This window comes from Acinetobacter sp. YH12129 (assembly GCF_013418685.1).
GTDB lineage: Bacteria > Pseudomonadota > Gammaproteobacteria > Pseudomonadales > Moraxellaceae > Acinetobacter > Acinetobacter amyesii.
In genome coordinates this window covers 1-2,077 of record NZ_VPBP01000068.1, presented here as the reverse complement: position 1 = coordinate 2,077, position 2,077 = coordinate 1, and the positions used below count along the sequence as shown (strand labels likewise).

4 protein-coding genes and 1 pseudogene are annotated in these 2,077 nt (G+C 34.3%); all 5 read right to left on the bottom strand.

From position 1 onward, the window contains the following. Positions 1 to 64: pseudogene (locus FTU65_RS16505) on the bottom strand (helix-turn-helix domain-containing protein); the annotation flags it as partial. 174 nt (positions 65 to 238) lie between these two features. After that, on the bottom strand, positions 239 to 775 hold the full coding sequence (locus FTU65_RS16035) for an ATP/GTP-binding protein (protein WP_180012489.1): 537 nt from the start codon (positions 773 to 775) through the stop codon (positions 239 to 241). A gap of 9 nt (positions 776 to 784) precedes the next feature. Next, positions 785 to 1,396 carry a hypothetical protein gene (locus tag FTU65_RS16030; protein WP_180012491.1) on the bottom strand — a complete coding sequence of 204 codons (612 nt, stop codon included), beginning with the start codon at positions 1,394 to 1,396 and terminating at the stop codon, positions 785 to 787. A 105-nt stretch (positions 1,397 to 1,501) separates the two neighbouring features. Then, the gene (locus FTU65_RS16025; protein WP_180012493.1) at positions 1,502 to 1,744 is read right to left on the bottom strand and encodes a hypothetical protein; all 243 of its coding nucleotides are present in this window, start codon (positions 1,742 to 1,744) and stop codon (positions 1,502 to 1,504) included. A gap of 53 nt (positions 1,745 to 1,797) precedes the next feature. After that, positions 1,798 to 2,077 (bottom strand): roadblock/LC7 domain-containing protein (locus FTU65_RS16020; protein WP_180066169.1); only part of this gene is annotated, 280 nt, incomplete at its 5' end.

Genomic DNA, 2,077 nt, shown 5'->3' with positions numbered 1-2,077 from the left:
TGGCCAGAAAAATGAGTCGTTCTCGCTGTTCTAAACTAAGTGGTACAGAAACAATCCGAGGCATGTGTGAACATCTGTTAACTAAAAAAACCTTTTCGCATGATTAGTTATTTTTGTCAACTTATATTCAACACCGGACACATCAGAAATTAACTCCTTCATGAGTTTATGTGCATGTTCAATAAGCTGTAGTGGTGCTGAACGTGTTGTACGAATTGCTGTATTCATAATATCTTCATTAGATTGAAAGTTGAACTTCAGCTTTTGCAATAAGTGCTTCTAGAATAAAAAGAATGTCTTTTTTATTTCTAGCATCGATATAAAAAATCGGGTGATGTATTTGTTGTGAATCCTGCCATTCTTTATAAAGTTTGGTGGATTTATACTGCGTACTGTCTAAATGCGTAATCGCGATGATGATGTTTTCATTATTTTCAGAAAAATAATTTAAATAATCATTCAGCTGCTGAATTGGATGGTCATGTGTATGATCAATCATAATAATTGTACCAATCGCGCCGTTACAAATGGTATTCCATATAAAGTTAAATCTTTCTTGGCCCGGCGTACCATATAAACCAAGTTTAGTACCATCGGCGAGAGTAAGTTCACCATAATCGATCCCAACTGTAGTCAACATTTTTTGATGTGCATTTTGATCAGTATTCAGCGCTTCTGTACTCAGTACAGGAATATCAGAAATACTTTGAATAGCAGTGGTTTTTCCGGCACCCATCGTTCCGGCAAATACGATCTTGTATTGCTGTAAAATCATAATGAAATTTTAGATTCCTAATTTTTTTCGAAGACTACGGAAAAAACTCTGTAGTGGTTTTGAAGATTCTTGAGCTGCTTTTTGGCTATGATAGACAGTCGCCATGGCCGGTATCTCTTCTATGATTTGAGCTATGTGGGATGCAAATAAATATCGATTAATAAAGTTTTGGCTTAAATGTATTTGTTCAGCAATATATTGAGTAGAACTGCCTTCCATAAAAAAAGCGGATATTTTCAATAGTGATTGTCGCTCAGCACAATGCATAGGCTGTGGCCAATGCAAAAGTTTATAGTGGCTTGTGTAATTGGGGGGAGTATCATCTAGGTAATCCCAAACAAATTGCCATAATCCATGCTGTAAATTTATTGATTCCAACCCATATTTAAAAGTGACTACTGTATTGGTATCTGCTGGAATGAGTGTGAATTCGGAATTTTGTGTGATTTGTATATTTTGTTCTATCCAAAACTCGTTGCTTAAGTTATCAATGAGTGCGATTGGTTTTTGATCTAAAAGCAATAGTTGACGTTGATGTTTATTTAAATCTTTAAAAACCTGTGAGATCTGGAGTGCATTTAATTTAGGTTTTATGTCTTGAACAACTACAGGATTGGACACATTTACAGGATTAATAGCACGGAACCTTAACGCAACTAAATGCTCTAACCAATGCTCAAAATGATTGGTATTTGTTAGGGGTAAAAACAGGGTATCGTGTTCGATTTAATTTGCTTTCAATTCATTTTTTTTAAGTTTAAGTATGATTAAAGCTTCGTGCCTTATATTATTTATATTCGGCAGGTCGATAAAGTCATCATTGATTAATAGGACTTGGAGTTTCGAATCTGCAATGTTTGTCCAATGAATAGTAAAAGTTTCAGATAGCTTATTTGAAATAATAGATTTAATGTCATTGATAACATTTAGATTTAAGCCAAAGACAGAAATATATAATGTGCTATTCATGAAATTGTCCAGAAAAAACTGGGTTATTTCAGGTGAAATAACCCAACTTTAAATTAAGAAAAATCTAATTCTTTTTCGAAATGTTTAAGTTCATGGCGAGCCATAGCTAGGTTTGATTTGCTACGGTCTAAAACGAGGTAAAGAAATAATGCTTCATTTGAGTCGAGTGGACGAATTAAGTGATATTGTTTACCTAGAGTAATTAGAATGTCTTCAATTGAGTCATTTAAATTCAATGCTTTGGCAACTTTACGCTTTGAGCGTACAACTTCGGTATTACCAGCAGCAGCTAATTCTAAGTCGATGTCGTTATTGCCTTGTGTTGCCATAGCA

What these genes read in the sequence shown, in the direction of transcription:
- FTU65_RS16035 (WP_180012489.1), bottom strand. Translation starts at nt 775, where the DNA reads ATGATTTTACAGCAATACAAGATCGTATTTGCCGGAACGATGGGTGCC.
- FTU65_RS16025 (WP_180012493.1), bottom strand. Translation starts at nt 1,744, where the DNA reads ATGAATAGCACATTATATATTTCTGTCTTTGGCTTAAATCTAAATGTT.